General features: G+C 38.5%; 19 protein-coding genes and 2 pseudogenes. 5 read left to right on the top strand and 16 right to left on the bottom strand.

What is annotated here, in order from left to right:
* Positions 1 to 9 precede the first annotated feature (9 nt).
* The 13 genes and pseudogenes from ACTWQM_RS16830 to ACTWQM_RS16770 form a co-directional block, all read right to left on the bottom strand.
* On the bottom strand, positions 10 to 618 hold the full coding sequence (locus tag ACTWQM_RS16830; RefSeq protein ID WP_443259322.1) for a class I SAM-dependent methyltransferase: 609 nt from the start codon (positions 616 to 618) through the stop codon (positions 10 to 12).
* A 5-nt stretch (positions 619 to 623) separates the two neighbouring features.
* Positions 624 to 842, bottom strand: a complete 219-nt coding sequence (locus ACTWQM_RS16825) for an SHOCT domain-containing protein (protein WP_092493887.1) — start codon at positions 840 to 842, stop codon at positions 624 to 626.
* 261 nt (positions 843 to 1103) lie between these two features.
* Entirely contained in the window at positions 1104 to 1376 is a 273-nt protein-coding gene (locus ACTWQM_RS16820) for a hypothetical protein (RefSeq protein ID WP_443259321.1), read from the bottom strand.
* A gap of 635 nt (positions 1377 to 2011) precedes the next feature.
* Positions 2012 to 2578 (bottom strand): NADPH-dependent FMN reductase, encoded by a 567-nt coding sequence (locus ACTWQM_RS16815; protein ID WP_443259320.1) that lies wholly within the window; start codon positions 2576 to 2578, stop codon positions 2012 to 2014.
* 14 nt (positions 2579 to 2592) lie between these two features.
* Positions 2593 to 3648, bottom strand: coding sequence for an LLM class flavin-dependent oxidoreductase (locus ACTWQM_RS16810; protein ID WP_443259319.1), 1056 nt, complete (start codon positions 3646 to 3648; stop codon positions 2593 to 2595).
* 483 nt (positions 3649 to 4131) lie between these two features.
* The gene (locus tag ACTWQM_RS16805; protein ID WP_443259318.1) at positions 4132 to 5709 is read right to left on the bottom strand and encodes a BCCT family transporter; all 1578 of its coding nucleotides are present in this window, start codon (positions 5707 to 5709) and stop codon (positions 4132 to 4134) included.
* Positions 5710 to 5832: 123 nt separating this feature from the next.
* Positions 5833 to 6470: pseudogene (locus tag ACTWQM_RS16800) on the bottom strand (GNAT family N-acetyltransferase).
* Between the two features lie 26 nt (positions 6471 to 6496).
* Positions 6497 to 6886: an acyl-CoA thioesterase gene (locus tag ACTWQM_RS16795; protein ID WP_443259317.1), complete on the bottom strand. Its 390-nt coding sequence runs from the start codon at positions 6884 to 6886 to the stop codon at positions 6497 to 6499.
* 18 nt (positions 6887 to 6904) lie between these two features.
* On the bottom strand, positions 6905 to 8077 hold the full coding sequence (locus ACTWQM_RS16790) for an iron-containing alcohol dehydrogenase (protein WP_443259316.1): 1173 nt from the start codon (positions 8075 to 8077) through the stop codon (positions 6905 to 6907).
* 170 nt (positions 8078 to 8247) lie between these two features.
* Positions 8248 to 8707, bottom strand: a pseudogene (locus tag ACTWQM_RS16785) (carboxymuconolactone decarboxylase family protein).
* 197 nt (positions 8708 to 8904) lie between these two features.
* Positions 8905 to 9117, bottom strand: coding sequence for a hypothetical protein (locus ACTWQM_RS16780; RefSeq protein WP_443259315.1), 213 nt, complete (start codon positions 9115 to 9117; stop codon positions 8905 to 8907).
* Positions 9118 to 9226: 109 nt separating this feature from the next.
* On the bottom strand, positions 9227 to 9868 hold the full coding sequence (locus ACTWQM_RS16775; protein WP_443259314.1) for a hypothetical protein: 642 nt from the start codon (positions 9866 to 9868) through the stop codon (positions 9227 to 9229).
* Between the two features lie 39 nt (positions 9869 to 9907).
* Positions 9908 to 10642, bottom strand: coding sequence for a gamma-glutamyl-gamma-aminobutyrate hydrolase family protein (locus tag ACTWQM_RS16770; RefSeq protein WP_443259313.1), 735 nt, complete (start codon positions 10640 to 10642; stop codon positions 9908 to 9910).
* A gap of 404 nt (positions 10643 to 11046) precedes the next feature.
* Here ACTWQM_RS16770 and helD point away from each other — a divergent pair, with 404 nt between their 5' ends.
* Positions 11047 to 13338, top strand: a complete 2292-nt coding sequence (helD, locus tag ACTWQM_RS16765; protein WP_443259312.1) for an RNA polymerase recycling motor HelD — start codon at positions 11047 to 11049, stop codon at positions 13336 to 13338.
* A gap of 255 nt (positions 13339 to 13593) precedes the next feature.
* On the opposite strand, the gene ACTWQM_RS16760 is transcribed toward helD, so the two are convergent.
* Positions 13594 to 13755, bottom strand: coding sequence for a hypothetical protein (locus ACTWQM_RS16760; RefSeq protein WP_443259311.1), 162 nt, complete (start codon positions 13753 to 13755; stop codon positions 13594 to 13596).
* A 238-nt stretch (positions 13756 to 13993) separates the two neighbouring features.
* On the bottom strand, positions 13994 to 14395 hold the full coding sequence (locus ACTWQM_RS16755; protein WP_443259310.1) for a hypothetical protein: 402 nt from the start codon (positions 14393 to 14395) through the stop codon (positions 13994 to 13996).
* Positions 14396 to 14496: 101 nt separating this feature from the next.
* On the opposite strand from ACTWQM_RS16755, the gene ACTWQM_RS16750 reads away from it, so the two are divergent.
* Both ACTWQM_RS16750 and ACTWQM_RS16745 read left to right on the top strand, forming a co-directional pair.
* The gene (locus ACTWQM_RS16750; protein ID WP_443259309.1) at positions 14497 to 15372 is read left to right on the top strand and encodes an AAA family ATPase; all 876 of its coding nucleotides are present in this window, start codon (positions 14497 to 14499) and stop codon (positions 15370 to 15372) included.
* Between the two features lie 44 nt (positions 15373 to 15416).
* A complete protein-coding gene (locus ACTWQM_RS16745; RefSeq protein WP_443259308.1) occupies positions 15417 to 17342 on the top strand; it encodes a vWA domain-containing protein in 1926 nt (641 codons plus the stop codon).
* Between the two features lie 107 nt (positions 17343 to 17449).
* Here ACTWQM_RS16745 and ACTWQM_RS16740 read toward each other — a convergent pair whose 3' ends face one another.
* Positions 17450 to 19225 carry a Xaa-Pro dipeptidyl-peptidase gene (locus tag ACTWQM_RS16740; RefSeq protein WP_443259307.1) on the bottom strand — a complete coding sequence of 592 codons (1776 nt, stop codon included), beginning with the start codon at positions 19223 to 19225 and terminating at the stop codon, positions 17450 to 17452.
* A 211-nt stretch (positions 19226 to 19436) separates the two neighbouring features.
* On the opposite strand from ACTWQM_RS16740, the gene ACTWQM_RS16735 reads away from it, so the two are divergent.
* Both ACTWQM_RS16735 and ACTWQM_RS16730 read left to right on the top strand, forming a co-directional pair.
* A complete protein-coding gene (locus ACTWQM_RS16735; protein ID WP_443259306.1) occupies positions 19437 to 19592 on the top strand; it encodes a hypothetical protein in 156 nt (51 codons plus the stop codon).
* Positions 19593 to 19650: 58 nt separating this feature from the next.
* A complete protein-coding gene (locus ACTWQM_RS16730) occupies positions 19651 to 20016 on the top strand; it encodes a DUF1360 domain-containing protein (protein ID WP_443259305.1) in 366 nt (121 codons plus the stop codon).
* Positions 20017 to 20067 lie beyond the last annotated feature (51 nt).

The following is a 20067-nucleotide window of genomic DNA, read 5'->3' as shown; positions in this document are numbered from 1 at the left end:
GTGCAGCGTTTATTTTTCAGGAGTCAATACCAACTTTCTCATAATGGATGTCATTAAATAGTTTTGCTCCTTAACTGTTAAACCAGCCTTTTCTAAGTTTTCGATTGTTTTACGATTTACATTAGCACCTACAATCCTTACTGTTAGCGGGTTCACAGCATCAAGTATTCTGGCTGCAAACGGATGCTCACTCCGCATATGCTCAAGCATTACTATCTTACCGTTAGGCTTCACTACACGACGAATTTCTTTAAATCCGGCAACCGGGTCAGGTACTGAACAAAAAACACATGTTGAAACTACAACGTCAAACGTATTATCAAGGAAATCCATTTGTTGTGCATCCATCTCTTTTAGTGTAATAGAAGCTTCAGTCTTGTCTGTTTTGCCATACGCCTTTGCCAGCATTTTGGGACTGAAGTCAATTCCGGTGACATTTGCGTTTGAAGGATAGAATGGAATGTTGGACCCTGTACCCACCCCAACTTCCAAAATATCTCCTTGCAAATTACCAAGTAACTCCTCACGCCACGATGACCTAATCATATGATCCATCACATCGAAAACAGATGATATCCTATCGTACCTTTTTTTAATGATATCTGTATGTCGGTTCATGCTCATTACCCCCGTTTATCGCGTTCTAGTACGGATTTTAACTGTTCATACTCTGCTTCACTTATTTCTCCTTTTGCCAAACGTTCTTTTAGAATCTGTAATGGGGTCCTCTTGCGACCACCATTAAGATAATTTGTAATTAGGAGAATTCCTAAAATAAATAATCCAATCCAAAATATAATCATTATCCACCCAAAAAAACCATAACCATTCATCATGTGCATCGCATAACCACCTCCTAGCTTGTCTCAGTATATCCCAAAATTATCAAGAAAGTATGCAAATTTGCTAAGAGGTCTTATGTTTTACTATCTATTTAACTTAATTCCAATTATTTCAAACTCCTACGATAAACTCAATTCACTGAGCCTAATTTTACAAACTTCTGTTTATCGTTAGTTAATTCAAAATTAACAAGACTAGACTCATCCGCAAAATAAAAAGCGCCTTCCTTTATTACGGATAAGCGCTTGACCTAAATTGCGTTATAAAACATCACTATTATTTTGCTGTGCTTCCTGCACTTGCTGACGAGTATCGTGCAGCTGCTCATATGCTTGCTGAAATTGCGGGTTTTCTGTCGCTTCAGTTCCTGCTTGCTGCGCCTTTTGCAAAACCTGCTCTGCCTGCTGCAACTGATTGAGAGCTTGCTCCAACAATTGGGGATCTGATCCTTGCGCAAGCCTTGCAGCCTCTTGAGCATCCTGTATCTGATGACTCGCTTGCTGTAACTGTTGATGTAGATTCTGCTGTACCATAAAAGCAACCTCCATTTGTTTTAATCATCTATATTATTCCTTTGATTGAATGTTTTATGCTATTAAAGAAAGTAGCTGAGACATAACTAATTTTTTAATATTAAAGACGAATAATAACAATATAAGATGTTTGATTGTTCGTTTTAAATGGCTGGATATAATACATAGTTAGTATAAACTGCAAACAACTTTATCTAAATTCCTTCTATTCCTTATAAGATGGGTGCTAATCCAACGCTGCGGAACGTTAATCTTATGGAAAATAACTGCTTATTAATCAGGAAATCTCTATCAGTGGAGGCAGAATACGCAGGCTCCTATGGGAACAGCACGTTCCGAAGACCCCGGAAGAAGCAACTAAATGAAGGCCGACTAAAACCGTCCTTTGCGGACAACGTCGGCATACCCCTTGCCAGGGGACAAGGAGGCTGAGGTCGTGCCCATGGAAGGCGAAGTATTCTGCCGGAACGAATGTAAGCACTCAACTACCATTAGAACAAAAGAAAACCTTCACTAACTCGCAGTTTATACCTATCAGCAAAAAAAATAAATCCGAACTATTTTGAATCCTAGTTCGGATTCCACTTTAACTAAAACACTTTGGTCCTAGCCACTTTCAAAATGCAATTACTCTTCTAAAAGTCGTACTCCGCTTCTTTTGCTTCACGAATACTCGTATATGTTTCTGTTAATACGACTGTATCTTCAACTAAACGATCAATGCGGAATAACACATCATCATTGGTAATTTCTTTTCGATAGAAATCCTCTTCCTCGATAAATACATACGTCTGAACAATTTGTGCTTTCATATAACCTAAAATAGGCTTTAATTGATTTTCAGCAATCAAATAATGCTTAGGCGAACCTGCTGTCACCAGCATACTGACAACTTTATCACGAAATGAATTTTCAGGAAGTAAATCAAATATGTTTTTCAACGTAGCTGGTATAGATGCCTGAAAAATTGGCGTACCAATAATGATTGCATCTGCTTCCATTAATGTTTGTGCAATATATTTTGTATCGCCATCATATTCCAAATAATTACGTCCATCACTAAACTGAACATTATATTCTGCTAGATCAATTAATGTCACTTCTATATCTGGATATTTTTTTGTAACTGCTTTAATGGTGTAGTCCATAGCTGTCCTTGTTTTTGAACCGACTATTGAACCGGATAACCCAACAATCTTCATGTTTACTCCCCCTACTATTTTGCTGTATATTTCTTAATAGCTGGTAAAATTTCTGTCCCGATCAGTTCAATATTTTTCATTAGCCGATCATATGGTACGCCGCCAAAGTCAATTTGTGCAATATAACGCTGGTGACCAAACACTTCATGCTGATAAAGAATTTTTTCAATTATTTCTTGCGGGCTGCCGATGTTCATGACATTATGTGGATCTACGCCCTGTGCGAAGTGCTGCTTTGGAAAACCTTGCCCGTTCGTTCGCTTCATCCCTTCATTGATATGGGGGTACATATCTTTTAAAGCTTGTTGTGAAGTCTCTGCTGCATAGAAAAACCCCGCAGTCGCTACCGGAAGTTCAGCTGGATCAAATCCGCTGCGCTGGGCAGCATCACGATAAGCATCAACAGCTTGTTTAAAGGCGGTAACTGGACCACCTAAATGAGCTAAGAACATCCCAACTCCAGCATTACCAGCCTTTCTGGCGCTGGCAGGTGAACCACCAACAGCACGCCATATCGGCATGGATCCATTTTGCGGACGCGGAATAACCCGTGCATCCTTCAATGGCGGTCGATAATCTCCACTCCAATTGACAACTTCCTCTTCATTCAGTTTCAGCAGTAGATCAAACTTTTCTTCATATAAAGCCTCGTAATCACGGAGGCTATAGCCTAGCAAATCAAAGTTCCCTACTCTGGATGCACGACCAGCAATTATCTCCGCACGACCCTTAGAAATCAAATCGATTGTAGCAAAATCCTCAAATACACGCACAGGGTCCAATGTACTGATAATCGTTGAAGAACTGGATATTTTTATATTTTCTGTAGCCTGAGCAATAGCAGACAAGACTACCGAATGTGCCTGGGTTGCGAAAAAATCCTGATGACTTTCACCAACACTAAAAAAATCTATACCTGCCTGATCAGCAAGCTTCGCATAATCAATAATTTCATTAACGCGTTGTCCCGCAGAAATTCTCTCTCCTGTTGAAGGATCTGGTAAATGGTCACCTAATGTATATATACCAAACTCCATTCCCTTACTTTGATCAATACGGTAATTTTGCATTATTTTCCTACCTTTCTATGTTGCCTATAGAGGAACAAAAATTTCTCCTTGTTAATTAATGTTTACCATTAGTACCGTTTAGAACCAGCGTAAACATCAGATAAACTCAAAGGTCGTCAACTTCTCCTTTGGAACAAAGTTATTTTTCATAAGTACAATTATTTCAAACTACGTAAATTTAATCAATTACTTAGTCTGAAGATAAGCTAAAATGCGCCAGATGGAAAGTCGGCCCGCAGAAAGCTAAAAACTGAATTATTCCAATTGAATACCGAATAAACACGCACGAAGACTGAATAACCATGGCCGAAAACTGATTAATCGTATAAAAGACAATTTAAAACTGAATAATCGCTGTAAAAACTGAATAAAAACCACTTTTCACCCTTCACCACAAAAATCATTAAAAAAGCAGCTCAATCAAGGGTACAAAATGTCTTTGTACTCCATAACCGAACTACTTAAAGTGCAAGTAACACACTTTTATTTATTCTGCTGCATAGATTTATCTTTCCTTACATTAGTTAACCATGCCTGATCTTCATCCATCATTTTCTTAGCAGCGTAAATTGTCAGGAATTGTATTACGATAATTGGTATACCCATTAGACCGGATAGCACTTCCAATGGAGCAAGACCACCGATCCGCATCAGTATTAAAGCAATTACTGTTATAATTGCCGCAACAATTATTCGTAAAGTCTTTGATGGCTCTGCTTTACTCATATTCTCTGTACCTGTGTAGGATGCAATCGTGTACGTTGTCGAATCTAAAGTCGTCGTCAGGAAAATGGTAGCCACGATAATAAAGACTGTAATAGCAATAGTTGAAATTGGCAATGAAGACAATATTTGCGGTATCGCTGCCATAGAATCCTCTTTTACTGTTTCCAATACAGGAACAGCTCCGGTCAGATACCTGTGTACGCCAAGTCCTCCAAGCACCCCTGTTGCCACCCAGGATATGAGTGTTGGCGCAAGTAAATAGGTTAATATCATTTCTTTTATTGTTCTGCCCCGGGATATCTTTGCAGCAAAAACACTGTGTAACATTGCCCATGTCGCGCTATAAGCAAACCAAAACACGGTATAGCTTTCAATATGCGAGCTGCCTTCCATATCCAGAGAGTTGGTATAAAGCGACATATTAACATAATTTGATAATAAAAATCGAACACTATCTGTAAAATAATTGAGAATGAATATTCCAGGTCCCGCTATAATCACGAATAAGGCAAACGCTCCTGCAAGGTACATATTAAAGGTACTCAGTCGTTTAATACCTCTTTCTATTCCTAAATAAGCACTTAGTGAGAATAGGAATACCCAGATAATCGTCACACCAAGCGTTAAACCAAACGATAGCTCTATATTGAATAATTCTGATAAGTTATAAGTAACAATTGGCGCTCCAAGCCCTAAGGTTACAGCGGCCCCCGACAGGATACTGACAAGAAAGATAACATCCAGGACTTTGCCACCAACACCGTCGGTAAACTTGTCACCAAAAATGGTACGACATGCTTCAGATATTCGCATAAACGGTTTTTTACGAACATGCAGAATATAAGCCATTGCAGGTGCTGCCATGACAAAGATGGCAAAAACTTGGAAGCTCCACAGAAACATACTGTAGGAATTACCCCACATTAAAGCTTCTGTTGTCCCCGCACCCACACCAGCTGGTGGGTCATTTGCAACAGACGCCCATTGAACCATTCCAGTCCGCATAATTGTCGATCCAAGTCCCATGGCAATTAGAATCGAGGAATACTCGAACAATGTGAACCTGGGTTTTTCTGTTGGATCACCTAAAACAACATTGCCATACTTCGAAAATGACAAATATAAAGCTGCAATTACTAATATAATTGCGTACCAAATATAACCCCATGTGAACATTTCAACAATCTTATCAAAAATGCTATTCAGCAGATTTAATGATTTTGTCTCATACATGGAAAAAGGGATAGTGATTAAAATTACAATAAGTAAAGATGGCGCAAAAATCCGATAATCTATTAACTTTCTTTTGCTCGTCTCTTTACTCTTCTTACTCATTTTGAATCCTCCAATTACAATAATTTCTGCAATAAACAGCATAATTATTTATACCACGTGACTATCTAAATAAACTTAAGATATTCACGGGACATAAGGGACAGGAACCTTGTCCCTTATGCATCAGAGGAATAAATACATTAAAATTAAATCCTGATACGCATTTTTCAGTTTTACTCCCTTTACTTTCCGACCTTCCTCACGAAACCCCGATTTTTCATTTAACGTAATGGCACCTTGATTCCCTTCCATTACCTCCAGACATATTTTTTTCGATGGTACTGTTAGCTTTTGTCCAGTGAACCAACGTCTGTAATAATGCTTTTCCAATACCATGGTTTCGATAGCTCGGCAGCACGGTCATCCCAAAAGAGCCTTGATGACTAATCTTATCTTTCTCTTCATTTCTGAAATCTATTGCACCCACCTAAATATTGTCCGCTTCAGCAATATACTGAACATGATTTGGGTTTCGGTTAAAAGCATTAATTAACTTTTGCATATCTTCTAATTTAACCTTTTTTGGCAGATAAGAAAGTATAAATACTTTCTTACTGCATAAGTGCAACTAAGGCTTTCGCTATTAGGGATTGGCGATAAGCCAAGTTTTCTAACATCTTCCACGGTACTTAGCATATATGGCGTATCGACTAATACTTCAGAGGAAGCAACTAACATCGCTTCTGCATCCGTAGTTTTGCTTCACGAATTGTAATTGTTTTACCACTTTTTGACTTATATGTAAAAACATCTGTTGGAATAGTAACTTAACCCTTTTCTAATCTTCTCAATATAGGTGTGATCCCAATTCTTTTCTAACCAGATCTGGTATTGGCTCAGACTTTTGCTTCTTTAAATCATAATTCACATATGTGACGGTTCCTTTTACACACAACCGTCCATCCTGCCAAATCTCCTCATATAACTGCAGACTGGTATTCCCTATCCTCTTCACCCATGTACAAACAGTTACATCTATTCCAAAATAAACCTGACCAACGTAATCAACATTCATATTTAAAATAATCATTTTCCAATCATCAAAGGAAAGGTCTGGCATAAACAATCGAAATAAATCATTCCGTGCGGCTTCCAACCAAACTGGAACCACCGTATTATTGATGTGTCCAACCCCATCCGTCTCAGAGACTCTTGGCTCGATAACTGTCTGGTACATCTGATCTCAACCTCGCTATTATGAATTTTGCAAAATACCTTCATATGCATTCGTGTAAATCTGTTTAATAGATTTCTCATCTAACACTTTAGGACTTCTAGCAAGCAGTCTCGTCTGTTGTACGCCGTTTTCAGTCAAAACGTCAATATCATGTGATTTAATATTATAATCTCGTATTGTTGTTGGCAACCCGACATCCTTGATTAAATCTAGTAAACTTCTTACTACTTGCTGGGCCACTTCCCTGTCTGTCTTTCCACCAGTTGGCAGCGATAAAGCCACAGCGATATTTTTCATTTTGTCCATACATGCCATCCATATATGATCATACACATATGGCAAAAGAACGGCATTCGATTCACCATGTGAGATTTTAAATAATCCACCAAGCGGATAAGCTAAAGCATGAACACCCGCGACCCCCGCATTATAAAAGCTTAATCCGGCAAGCAAACTGCCTAAGGCCATCTGATCTCTGGCATGTTCGTCATTGCCATTCCACACGGCTGTTCGAATATTACCGGCAATTCGTTTCATTGCATCAAGTGCAAGCGAATCAGTTAAAGGTGTGAAATTCACAGATGTATAAGCATCAACTGCATGAGTAAGCGCATCAACCCCACTTGCAGCAGTTACCCTAGGCGGTAACGTATAGGTTAATGCAGGATCAACGATTGCGTAGTCTGCCAGCAGATACTCGTGTGTAATTACATCTTTTGTATTTTCTAGTGAAAACACTGCAATATCCGTAACTTCTGCGCCAGTCCCAGAAGTCGTTGGGATTAAAACCTTTGGCAGCCCTTTATTCATTAACTTCCTTGTTCCACTCAAGTTCAAGTAGTCTTCCACATGACCTTCATTACCGGCAAGTACTGCAGCAATCTTTGCTAAATCAAGCGCACTGCCACCACCAATTCCAATAACTAAATCTGGTTGCTTTTCTCTTACTTCTTCAACTACCTGATCACCAACCTTGACAGGTGGCTCTGGAACAACGTTTGTAACAACATCAACTTTCACATCATATCTAGCCATAATCTCCAATAAAGGGTCGATAACCCCAAGTCTTTTCAAAACAGGATCTGTTAAAATAAAAATTCTCTCAGCCTTTAACTCTTGCAAAATATCCTCTAACTTAGTAAGGGACCCTTCACCATGATAGATTTTCTTCGGAGATATAAACTGATCCATCAATTAACCTCCCAGCTCAATAATTCTGATAATTTTAAATAATAATCTATATTTTATCAGATATGTAGTATAATAGTTAGTCATTATATAGTAATTTAAAATAAGAAACCTCCATCGTCATAAACGATGAAGGGGGTGATTTAATACTATAAGGATTTGTTCTCGTCTGCTTAATTTTTAGCAGGCTGGTATTTACCTGGAACCGCCCGCATCGTTATAGCAATACGATTCCAACTATTTATTGTATTAACTGCATAGACCAAATCAACAAAATCTTTTTCATCAAAATGCTCTCTGACCGAGTTGTATAGTTTATCTGAAATTGGATTTGTAGAAATTTGGGTTATTGCTTCAGTTAGGGCTAATGCTGCACGTTCTTATTCAGTGTAAAAATCGGTTTCTCTCCATGCATTTAATGCGTATAGGCGCTGTTCGGTTTCACCCTTAGAACGAGCATCTTTTGTATGCATGTCCAAACAAAAGGCACAACCATTTATTTGTGATGCACGTCCGGCTTTTGACCAATTCCAATAATGTTGAATCAAGAGTGGATTTTAAATATTTCTCAAAATCAACCATTATTTTTGCGGCCTCAGGAGCAATTGCATAATAATCTAAACGAGCTTGCATAAGTATCCCCTCAAATATTTTTCCCTCAAGTTAATTGTAAGACTATACGCAAACTAAAACACATTTAATACTCAAAAAAATCGTGTCAATCTTGTGACACACATAATTTATGATTTTTGTCTCTAAAAGATAACGCATACGAATAGACAAGGAGCTCCAGCCCCTTGTCTAACCAAAAGTTAAGTTCCTAAAATATATTACGGGGAATCTTTTAACGAAGCTTTAGCTCCCATATTCTTCTTCTTTTTATTAAATCCTTTGTCAAGTTGCCCGGCATTTTCAATATCTCCAGACATTTCGTAACCTTCAACCTCTACATTGCCCGTGGTTCCATACAACCCCATACCACTAAGCTCAGTATTAACATTTTCCTTCGTTTTCTTCTTCTTTTCGTCAGCCAACTTTTTCACCTCCAGTACTCCTAACTTTCCCAGTGAAAAAAATGTTATCCTGTTATCGCCTGGAATGTTGGACAGACGTACGTTTTGAATAAAGTTCAGTAATTCTGCTCAAATATCACTACAATAGTTTTTCAATTTCGTTTCTATTATAATTATCAGCGACGCCTGGTTTTGAACTTAAATAATTTAAAACTTCAGTATCTTTGAGTTCTAAAGTTGTTTTTAAACCATTAATGATCATGCTTAAATATTCTTCAGATGGTTTATTATAAGGAACATCTAAGTCCCAATCAGCCGTGAATGTAAGAACTGGGTATCCGTCATCTTCACCTAAATACAAAATAGTTCCATACCATGAATCTCTAAGTGTTTTTGATCCATTCTTGATAATGTCAATTAAATCTATATTCAATACAGCACCGTTATTTTCCTGTTTTACCACATCCATAAATTGCTCTACTGTTATTAAATATTTCCTGCTGTATGTATAATATTTTTCATCTTCATTTAATCCGATGAAAGCTACTCCCTTGTTTTGCCAACGATCTGATGATTTTGCAAAATATAAAAGATAATGCATTATATATGTCGTTTCTTTCACAGGAAGAGATTTATCTTTACACCCAACCTCAAGTTTTTCAGCTCCTTTTGGTTTACCGCCTTTTATGTAACATAAAAATCTATCTCTGCTTAAATTGGAACCATAGCTCGCATACCACACATATTTTATATTTTCCAGCCTGGAATCAATCACAATCACATCCTAAAAACCTTTATAATATTAGAAAAGCTATTACCTTTACTGTACTGTATTTATACACTCACCTACAAACGTTTGAAATAATTTTTGCATAGTCGGATCCTCTCTAGCCATCTCTTCAGGGTGCCATTGTACTCCCAATAAGAGCTTGGTGTATTTGCCTGTTCCCTCAACAGCTTCAATGATACCATCTGGAGCAACTGCTGCAATTCTAAGATCAGATGCGATTTCATCAATAGCCTGGTGGTGCATGCTATTTACACGAAGCATTGGAGTATTGAGAATTTCATAAAGCCAACTGTCACCCTCAATTTGAACTTCATGAGTGGGCTCAGGTCTTGCTGCTTGCTGATAATGATTAATAGCATTTGCTTTATTGGATTCAATGTCTTGTACAACTGTTCCGCCTAAAGCAACGTTTAGCATCGTAGCTCCTCTGCAGGTGGCAAGAATCGGCTTTTTCTGTTTTAAAGCATGTTCCACAAGCCCAATTTCCGTTTTATCACGTTTTTCATTGGTTTTTTGTATTCTGGGATCAGGGTTTGCTCGATACGAATTTGGATCGACATCCTCTCCACTGCTTAAAATAATACCATCACAGATGGATACCCATACTTCTGGCATATCTTTTGTACCGGTTGGAATTATGACTGGGATTCCACCCGCTTGTATTACAGAACGAATAAACCTCTCGTGCAAATTAACACTCTTAATATTATTGTGATTAACAATAGAACTGGTAATTCCAATTACAGGATTGATTGACGGATTCATTTCAGTACCCCCTTCTCCTTGTCCCCGTATTAGTTAGGAAAAAACAATTACACTCATTTATGTTTTCCAATAGTCGAAAGACAATTCATAAGGGCACAGAATTCAGAGTTCACATTCCTAATTAAAATAGTTGAAAATGAGGTGATTAGCATATAGCTGTTATGTTGGGGCGAATAAAAAGAGTTGGTTCGTAAGTTCGCTATACTGATGAAATTAGCTTAAAAAGCTCTTAATACAAAATAAAAAGACAACAATAGTAAAAACTATTGCTGCCCATAGCTAATTATGGTAAACTAATTTAATGACCATTATTTATATAATTGAATACAAAAATATGTAAATATATTATATCATTAAAAGTATTTAAAAGTCAATATAAAGTTTTCAGGAATGGGGTTGGTTGCATGAGTCGGGAAACTGAACAGCATCGAGTCAATGAAATTATCAATGAAATTAACAACAAAGAGGATGCAATTTATAAAAAGTCTGCAGGATTAAAAGATACCATCATCAATCTGCGCGAGAATTTTTGGGATGATGTTACGGTTAACCTGGAAGAACCTGATGACGTGATTGAAACGCAGGCAAGTGTCAAACAACAGGCAGAATTGTTGATTGAGCGGGAACAGGTCCATGGCAATATGGACAAGGAACTCAAAAAACTCAAACGGCTAAAAGACTCTCCCTATTTTGGACGGATTGATTTTATTGAGAGCCCGGGAAATGAAGAAGAGAAAATTTATATTGGCACCTCCTCCCTCATGGATCTCGAGGAAGAAAACTTTCTAATATACGATTGGCGCGCCCCTATTTCCAGTCTTTATTATGACTATGCTCCTGGAAAAGCGCAGTATGAAACAATGGATGAAACAATAGCCGGGGAAATCTCATTAAAAAGACAATTCATTATCAGACATAGTAATATTATCAGCATGTTTGATACCGGACTTACAATTGGCGACCAGCTTCTCCAGCAAGCCCTGGGAGACAATGCAAGTACAACCATGAAAAGTATTGTCGCAACCATCCAAAAGGAACAAAATAAAATCATCCGAAATGAACGGAGTAATCTTTTAATAGTACAAGGTGTTGCCGGGAGCGGTAAAACATCTGCAGTCCTGCAGCGTATTGCATATCTTATGTATCGATTTCGAAAAGAGCTCAATGCTAACAATTTACTGCTCTTTTCACCAAACCCATTATTTTCAAGCTATGTTGCCAACGTACTTCCTGAGTTAGGGGAAGAAAATATTCAGCAATCCACTTTCTATGATTTTTTAGAAAGAAGGATTGAAAAAGGGATCACAATTGAATCCCCTTTTACCCAGATGGAATATACATTAACAGAAATGAACCAGGAAGATTATGATAGTCGTCTAACGAACATGACGTACAAATCAAGCCTGGATTACAAATCACTATTGGATGAGTACATCTCCCAACTGAACTATCACGGTATTCAGTTTAGAAATATCACGTTACATCACGAAGTCCTCATTTCAAAAGAGCAGATTTCCGACTACTTCTACTCATTAGATCCGGAGATTTTCCTTCCAAACAGAATGGAAGCAGTTACTAACTGGCTTTTGCATGAATTACGAGAAATCCAAAAGCAGGAAAAGGATAAGGACTGGGTAATGGAAAAAGTTGAACTGCTGGACAAGGAGGAGTATTTAGAAGCATACCATTCCAGCCAGCAGGAAGATGAGGAAAATTCAAGTTTAGAAGAAGAATTCCTGCGTAAAGAAGTTGTAAAGCGTCACTTTTCCCAGATTAAAAAACGGGTAAAACGCTTTGACTTCGTTCATATATTGGCGACATACCGTGAAATGTTTTTGAATTGGGAACCATCTCAGGCACCAGTTGACTGGGAAAAAATTCAAGCCCAGACCGCAAGAAACTTATCGCAGAAATTTTTAACCTGGGAAGACGCCACACCATATCTATATTTTAAAGGCCGGCTGCTTGGTGCCGATTCAGAACGGTCTGTCCGCCACCTGTTCGTCGACGAAGCACAGGATTATTCAGCATTCCAGTTTGCATATATCAGGCATATTTTTCCTTACACCAGAATGACATTACTGGGTGATATTAATCAGGCTATATACGCATACGCGACTGAGGATAACCCGTTAATACCTGCGACACTTGAGCAGAATCATGAACGAATTACCCTGACAAAAAGCTATCGTTCAACAAAACAAATTGTCGAATTCACAAAAGACTTTGCCCCCGGTGAAGCAGTGATCGAATCATTTGAGCGATCCGGCCACAAACCTAAATTGATTACGCTCGAGAATAAAGCCAATTTAACCGTCACCTTAATTGCCGAGATTGAAAAACTTCGCAATGATGGAAATGAAACGATCGCAATTATTTGCAAAACACTCAAAGAAAGCGATGAGCTTTACCAAAAGCTTCAGGATAAAGTAGTAATCAGACAAATTACAGAGCAGACTTATTCATTCGAAAAAGGATTGCTTATTCTGCCTATTTACTTGGCAAAAGGAATCGAATTCGATGCTGTTATTATCCCTGAAGCTTCTGCCGGGCATTATAGCAAAGAGGAAGATCGTGCACTCTTTTACACCGCATGCACCAGAGCAATGCATGGCCTCCATATGATTACGTCAGAAGAACCATGCACATTTATTAAAGAGGCAAAACCGGAAACATTTGAAGTTATCCGCATATAATACGAAAAGGCGTCGGCTGGATATCACATCCCCGGCACTTTTTTTGTTTTTAAATAATTTTTATGCCGGCCATCTAAATCTGCTTTCAAGTTGTGAACATCGGCGGGGAAACTGTGAACTTCGAGCTACCTTATTGCGAACATCGGCGAAATCAGTGTGAACTTCGGCGCTTTCCTTGTGAACTTCAGCATTTTCGCCACAAACGCACCTCCACAGCAACTAAAAGAGCATGCCATTATGGACATGCTCTCCCATTTATCGCTTTCTCTTGTTTCTTTTATTATCGAGATTTAGAAATTCTGTGTCATCAGCTATTTCTGTATCATCTTTCTTTTCTCTTTTTGGTTCTGTATCATATTTCAGCACATTTTGCTGCTTACCTGTATCCCGATTGCGGTTTTTATTTTGTTCTGACATGTAATGAACCTCCTGCTTATCTTGGCGGCCGGTTTTGCCGATATTTTTTGTCATCCTTCATATCGTTTAGCTCTTCCTTACTCTTATTCTTTTTCTTCTTGCCCTTACTCAAAATAGATCCCTCCTTTTTTCGTTAGTTTTAACAAATCGTATATTTTAATACTCCTGACAGAAGTATGAAGTCAGGCTTATTTGTATGATAAGCAGTTTCAAGTAACAGTGAATCGGCTCAACGGGGTCAATTATCCCTTTCTCCCAGAACATCCTTAATAATCTCAATATGTAACGCGGCCCATGCTTTTTCCTTAAAATGAAAAAAGGCACTTACAGTTAGTAAAATCAGGTATATCGTAATGAAGATAGCCCAAATCAGAATACCATCCTTAAACAAAAATTCCTGAATTTTATCCGAAAATAAAAATAAAAGCCAGGGAATGGCCGTGACAAAGATAGGAATAATACCTGTTCCGTTTTGTTCTTTTATCATACGATAATAAATTAATCTGAGCGTTTCGCTTTCAAGAGATTCATAAAAAGATTTTATATCAGAAGTTTCTTTAAGATCCTTATTGGAATGGATATTCTTCTGTTCCTTTAAATCAAGAAATAACTTATGCGCATCACCACGAAAAGAAAACATACAACCCCTCCTCTATTGGGACATAGGGTCAGGTCCCTCGTCCCGCAATCTTTGTCAACTCCCGCGATAAGGTTTAAACTATCCTTGAAAGGAGTTTATCAATGCACATAAACTACAATCTTCCCGAAAATATAACTACTATACTTAATACTAACCAACGAACGGATGATAATACATTTCAGGAATTAATCCGGCAAGGTGGTTATGTACCGCCACATACAGATATACTAATTGATGCCATTTCAGCACTAAGTATGGGAAAAAATATCCTGCTGAAAGGTCCTACTGGGGCTGGAAAGACAAAGTTCGCTGAAACGCTATCAAGCTTATTCCACCAGCCAATGTTTAATGTCAATTGTTCAGTTGACTTAGATGCCGAAAGCTTAATGGGCTTTAAAACCTTGGCATATGAGGACGGGAAACAAGTAATTGATTTCGTGCCAGGCCCTGTAACAAGCGCAATGAATGATGGAACCTTCCTCTACATTGATGAAGTCAATATGGCGAAACCCGAAACACTACCGCTTATTAACGGTGTACTTGACTATCGAAGAACGGTGACAAATCCATTCACTAACGAAATCATTACAGCCGAAGAAGGCTTTAATGTTATTGCTGCAATAAACGAGGGTTATGTTGGAACCGTCCCATTAAATGAAGCGTTGAAGAACCGCTTTATTGTCATTGATGTTCCATATCTAGAAGGAGAACAATTAAAGGAATTAATTCAATCAAACACAAGGCTAACCAACAACACAACAATCGACTTATTTGTCACGTTATCCAGCGATTTGATTCGTTCTGTTGCTCAAGGAAAGTTATCCGAAGAAGCAGCGTCTATCCGTGCTTTGCTTGATGCCTGTGACCTGAGTTCAATTATCCCACCTAAACGCGCTATTTTAAGGTCAATCGTGGATAAACTGGAAGAAGAACGTGAGAGAGAATTCGTGAAAAATTTAGCAGACACCCTGTTTTAATAGGAAGACTAATCCCACAATCAGATGAGAAAGGAGGATGCTGAATGAAATATAACCGCTGGGATGATTCCAAGATAGATACTGATCTATATTTGCAATTACAGGACTTATCCACCATATTATCGGATAATCCGGACCTGCAGTTCGCTTATAAGTATGGTTCATTTATTGACCTCAAAAATCGTAATGTTACAGGTAGTCATTTATGGGATATTAGCAATCAGGCAATTAAGGAACAAGGTTATAAAACGGATGTGTTTTTGCGGACAATTGGAACACTGCATTTTTCACAAGTTCCCTTCATGAAGACATATCTGGAAAAAATAAACGAATCAAGCCTGCCGAATTTTGCTGCTCAACTTATTACATTGCTGGAAGATATACGATTGGAAGAAATCATAGCCAAAATAAGACCAGGCACAAAAAGAGACTTTGCCGTCCGAAGAAAACACCTGAAGCACTACTTTGAAACTCAATTAGGAACCAACGTGACAAGAAACCATTCACTTGATGAATTATTTTGTCTTATTTACCTGTTGATTCAAACAGATCAGCCGGACCCAAATTTTCCTAAAGCGAATAAGCAGCAGCTTAGCAGCCTGGAAAAACTTAAACCGCATATCTATGCCTCTTTTGAAGCAAAAAATACGGAAGACATTACAGCTATTGCCGAACAAATGATCTTGCAAATAGAAGATGATTATAAAGACATGACAAATGTCTATTTTTCTTTTCCGATTTCACACATCGAAAAGTATGAAAAGAATACCTTATTCGATGAATTAACCCGGACAGATGACATACCAAACGAAGAAAAAGAAGATGTTGATGAAGAAAATAATGAGTCTATGGATGAACAATTACCTTCCTGGCACCAGGAAAATGAAAACAGTGACAGGAAACAAAACTTCCTTCAATTTGAATTAGATTCAGGCACGAAAACAAGTATCATGGGCAGTGGTGCAAGAGAAACAGAGGATGCTGATCAAGCCATGGGTACAATTCAAGGTGCTTCAGGGACTAGTGATAAGAACGACTACTCGGAAGTTGATTCGCTTGAAAAACAAAGTACCAACAAAGGAAAGCAATCGAATGACAACGAACTAAATTATGGCGAGGAAAATAAACATGCAGTAGCAATTGTCGTAAAAGCTAACACAGCATCAATGGAAGAGCAACATGCGTACGAGACTGCCGTTGCTACGATTGAAGCCTACAAACGCAAGCTTGCGACTACCATTGAAAAAGTGCTCGAACACAAAATGAATGCACCTCGGAAAGATTTAGTCATTGGCCGTCTATCAAAAAAATTGCTACCCGTAATTATTGACGAAAACCCAAGGGTATTTTATAAAAAGAACCAGGAATCCAAAGACATCGATGCCGTTTTCACCCTGCTTGTTGACTGTTCCGCATCCATGCACAATAAAATGGACGAAACAAAACGCGGCGTAGTTCTGTTTCATGAAGTATTAAAACAACTAAAGATCCCCCACTCCATCGTTGGATTCTGGGAGGATGCAAATGACGTAAAAGGAAACTATCAGCCAAATTATTTTCACGAGATTCATTCCTACACTGATTCCCTTTATCAAAACACTGGAGCCAGAATCATGCAGCTTGAGCCACAAGAAGATAACCGGGATGGTTTTAGCATACGTGTTATTACAAAGGAATTAGCAGCCAGAAGAGAAAAGAATAAATTCCTGCTCGTCTTCTCAGACGGCGAGCCAGCTGCTGCCAACTATGATCAGAATGGAATTATTGATACAAATCTGGCTGTATCTGAGGCACGCAAAAAAGGAATAGACGTTATCGGAATGTTCTTAGCAGACGGAGAAATCGACGAAAGAGAAGATCTAACCATGAAGAATATCTATGGAAAAGAACGCCTCATGATCCCAAGCGTCGACGAACTCCCAGAACACTTCGCCCCACTCCTGAAAAAACTGCTATTGCGGACAATCTAACGGGACAATGGGGTCAGGTCCCTTGTCCCAGTTTTCCTTGAGTGGGCTTCATACCCTCTAAAACAGCAAAAGCGATCACCTGTTTAGGATGATCGCTTTTGCTGTTCTCATCGCAGATCTTTTATATCACCAACCAATGGAAGCGTCACATGACTGCGCTCGGGATCAATGGAAATTGTCGTTCCAGCCTCAGGACGAATCGTATATTTATTATCACTGGAAATAATAACGATACCAATTTGATGCCCAGTTTTAAACTGGTAATCATCCGGCTGCATATCCCAATCAAAAGTATATTGACGGTTTGGAACGAGTGCCTTTGATTTAGACATCGAGTTGATATTTTGCGGATCCATCCACCCACGCGTAACAATTTCAGCGCCATCTGGTCCATAATCAACAAGCAATCCTGTTAAATTTGCAGTCGGCTGATCGATGCTGGCACGAATTGATACATTTGGTGTCCCGCTCATACGATAGGAATCCGTTAATTCCTTACTTAAATAAGCTTGGCGATTTGGTGATTTCAATAAAGGATTTTGAACTAATTCACTAGCTTCTATTAGCGCATTATCTAGTAAACTATCTGCTTCTTTATTTTCATTCGGGACAGGCTGAACACTTAAACCACCTGTTTCACTACTGCCAGCGGTAAAATGCAGTTTCGTCTCAGTGGCATCAGCATTTGGCCATGCTTGTGTTGTCTCCCATGAATCATCTTCACGCTGGATATCAACAACTGGCTCATCCATTATTCCATTATCTATATCGTATAACCAATGATCGAACCATTTATTTAGTGTATTTAACCACTCTTCATTTCGGAAGTAATATGGACTGGAGTGCCCGCCTTGATGCAGCCATAACTTCCTTGGAACATTATAATGCTTTAATTCTTCCCACCATTGTGAGAACTGCTGTGTTTTTACATTCCAATCATTTAAGCCATGGACAACAAAAACACTCGCTTCAATATTTTTAACATCATTCAAATAATTTCGTGCATCCCAGAATTCGTTATAATCCCCGGTTTCACGGTCCTGATCATCCTCTATTTGTTTCATTAGATCAGAACAGACTTCCGGATTGTCACGAGTAAGTACTGCTTTTCCTAATACATCAGCGTCCTCTCCTTGATAACCTCCTGGAGCAACAACAGCCCCATTGGAACGATAATAATCATACCAGCTGCTAATCGCGCCAATTGGAACAATGGTTTTTAGCCCTTTCACACCAGTAGTTGCTACACCGTTTGGCAATGTACCGTTATAGGATACACCCGTCATGCCAACATTCCCTGTTGACCAATTAGCTGATACTTCCTGTCCATCTTCCGTAAATGCATCTGCCCGGCCATTTAGCCAATCAATCACAGCCTCCGTAGCACGAATCTCCCGTTCATCTCCAACAGTAGGACAGCCATCAGAAAGACCACTGCCAATACTCTCAGCAAGTACTACAGCATATCCCCGCGGGACAAAATAATCATCATAATAACCTGGTAAATCTGCTGCATAAGGTTTACCTTTGTCATTCTTTTCTACTGGATTTAATTCAACATCTACGTCATGAAAATCCAGTGAGGAAAGTCCAGCGCGATAGGGACTCATTTCAAAAATAACTGGCACTTCAAGCCCTTCCTCCGTTTCTTTCGGACGTATAATCTCGGCATGAACTTTGTCATTTTGTCCATCGCCATCACTATCAACCGCTGTTTCAATGTAAACGGTTTCACGTACCGCTTCCTCCATGGAGAATACTGCTTGTGTAACCCCGTCTTCAACCTTAATTTTCGGTTCAGCGTCTGGATTAGCCGGTTTTGCAGCGACGTCTATACTAAAAACAAATAACAAACATACGGTGAAAAACAATGTCTTTTTCATCTTCTGTTTCCTCCTCCTTAATATGACAATAAATTTAACACAATTTGCAGGAAAATTTTGTCGATTATTGGAGAAAGATTGAAAGACAATACTATTATCCTAGTATAGTGTTTATTACCCAGTCACTTCTGATTTCCTGTTATAAAAACATATAAGATCGGAATACTAAACTCTAGAAATTAAATGCTTGAATTTAGGAGGATGTATCTTAATGAATGATAAAAATTCAAACGATAAACCAGCAAAAGAACAAATTGGCAAAGTTAAACCATATCAGGAAACCAACGAGGAAATTGCAAAAAACGATAACTTGAAACAAAAACAACCAACCCCTAAACCAGATGACTTTGAGGAAATCGAGTATTAAAATGGTCGCCTTTACAGGGTAAACGAATGTAATGTCTTTATGGAGAGGGCCTGGTTAAATGGAAATATCGTGGATCTCGTTTGTGATGATAATACTCGCCAGCTACCGGCTAACACACTTAATCGTATTTGATAAAATAACTGAATTTATCCGGAAGCCATTTTTAACGAAGAAAAAGATTTCCGCTAACGAGTCAAAAGAGGTGCCAAAATCAAAAATTGGTTACCTTTTAACCTGCTATTGGTGCGCAGGAATTTGGTGTGCGACTTTTTTAGCGGTGATCTTTATATGGATTCCGTTTATTGCTAAATACCTGATTTTCATACTAGCTATTGCTGGTGGTCAGGCAATATTAGAATCGTTTGTTGGAGTAAACATAAAACAGACTGCCTTGTATAACGAAGAAACGAAAGAACTAAAATAAAATTTGAAGGAGTCTACTCATTATTACACTTTTTCCATATTATATAGGAAC

It is taken from the genome of Virgibacillus sp. L01 (assembly GCF_052246775.1).
GTDB lineage: Bacteria > Bacillota > Bacilli > Bacillales > Amphibacillaceae > Lentibacillus.
Note: the sequence above shows the minus strand (reverse complement) of the source record. Positions and strands in the feature narration are given on the sequence as shown.

Bases quoted from the DNA above. Each gene is read 5' to 3' on its own strand.
- ACTWQM_RS16830 (WP_443259322.1), bottom strand. From the start codon at position 618: ATGAACCGACATACAGATATCATTAAAAAAAGGTACGATAGGATATCA.
- ACTWQM_RS16825 (WP_092493887.1), bottom strand. From the start codon at position 842: ATGCACATGATGAATGGTTATGGTTTTTTTGGGTGGATAATGATTATA.
- ACTWQM_RS16820 (WP_443259321.1), bottom strand. From the start codon at position 1,376: ATGGTACAGCAGAATCTACATCAACAGTTACAGCAAGCGAGTCATCAG.
- ACTWQM_RS16815 (WP_443259320.1), bottom strand. From the start codon at position 2,578: ATGAAGATTGTTGGGTTATCCGGTTCAATAGTCGGTTCAAAAACAAGG.
- ACTWQM_RS16810 (WP_443259319.1), bottom strand. From the start codon at position 3,648: ATGCAAAATTACCGTATTGATCAAAGTAAGGGAATGGAGTTTGGTATA.
- ACTWQM_RS16805 (WP_443259318.1), bottom strand. From the start codon at position 5,709: ATGAGTAAGAAGAGTAAAGAGACGAGCAAAAGAAAGTTAATAGATTAT.
- ACTWQM_RS16795 (WP_443259317.1), bottom strand. From the start codon at position 6,886: ATGTACCAGACAGTTATCGAGCCAAGAGTCTCTGAGACGGATGGGGTT.
- ACTWQM_RS16790 (WP_443259316.1), bottom strand. From the start codon at position 8,077: ATGGATCAGTTTATATCTCCGAAGAAAATCTATCATGGTGAAGGGTCC.
- ACTWQM_RS16770 (WP_443259313.1), bottom strand. From the start codon at position 10,642: ATGAATCCGTCAATCAATCCTGTAATTGGAATTACCAGTTCTATTGTT.
- helD (WP_443259312.1), top strand. From the start codon at position 11,047: ATGAGTCGGGAAACTGAACAGCATCGAGTCAATGAAATTATCAATGAA.
- ACTWQM_RS16760 (WP_443259311.1), bottom strand. From the start codon at position 13,755: ATGTCAGAACAAAATAAAAACCGCAATCGGGATACAGGTAAGCAGCAA.
- ACTWQM_RS16755 (WP_443259310.1), bottom strand. From the start codon at position 14,395: ATGTTTTCTTTTCGTGGTGATGCGCATAAGTTATTTCTTGATTTAAAG.
- ACTWQM_RS16750 (WP_443259309.1), top strand. From the start codon at position 14,497: ATGCACATAAACTACAATCTTCCCGAAAATATAACTACTATACTTAAT.
- ACTWQM_RS16745 (WP_443259308.1), top strand. From the start codon at position 15,417: ATGAAATATAACCGCTGGGATGATTCCAAGATAGATACTGATCTATAT.
- ACTWQM_RS16740 (WP_443259307.1), bottom strand. From the start codon at position 19,225: ATGAAAAAGACATTGTTTTTCACCGTATGTTTGTTATTTGTTTTTAGT.
- ACTWQM_RS16735 (WP_443259306.1), top strand. From the start codon at position 19,437: ATGAATGATAAAAATTCAAACGATAAACCAGCAAAAGAACAAATTGGC.
- ACTWQM_RS16730 (WP_443259305.1), top strand. From the start codon at position 19,651: ATGGAAATATCGTGGATCTCGTTTGTGATGATAATACTCGCCAGCTAC.